Genomic DNA, 569 nt, shown 5'->3' on the forward strand with positions numbered 1-569 from the left:
ACTGTGACTGGATAAGTTCCCACAGTCGTTGGACTACCACTAATTGTGTTTGTATTTTCATCAAACGTTACGCCTTCTGGTAAGCCACTCACACTGTTTGTTACTGGCTGGCCACTGTTATCTTGGCCGTCAATAACGATGTTGTCGATTGGTGTGTTCACTTCTTTTGTTTGGTCATCAATAGCTTTTACTGTTGGAGCTGTCGTATCTATCACTGTAATCGTAAATTTTGTCGTTGTTGTGTTGCCTTCCGCGTCTGTTGTTGTCACTGTTACTGGATACGTACCAACCGTTGTTGGACTGCCACTGATTGTATTCGTTGCTTCATCAAACGTTACGCCATTCGGTAAGCCGCTCACACTGTTTGTTACTGGCTGACCACTATTGTCACTTCCATCAATGACAATGTTATCGATTGGTGTATTAACTTCTTTCGTTTGATCGTCAATGTCTTTTACCGTTGGTGCCGTCGTATCCACCACTGTAATCGTGAATTTCGTCTCTGTTGTGTTTCCTTCAGCGTCTGTTGTTGTCACGGTCACTGGATAAGTTCCCACAGTCGTTGGGCT

1 protein-coding gene is annotated in these 569 nt (G+C 43.9%); it reads right to left on the minus strand.

What is annotated here, in order from left to right:
• Positions 1-569, minus strand: a 569-nt coding sequence (locus CD113_RS08150; protein WP_206167416.1) for a PKD domain-containing protein, incomplete at both ends; no start/stop codon positions are given.

It is taken from the genome of Staphylococcus simiae, assembly GCF_002902085.1.
GTDB classification, from domain to species: domain Bacteria; phylum Bacillota; class Bacilli; order Staphylococcales; family Staphylococcaceae; genus Staphylococcus; species Staphylococcus simiae.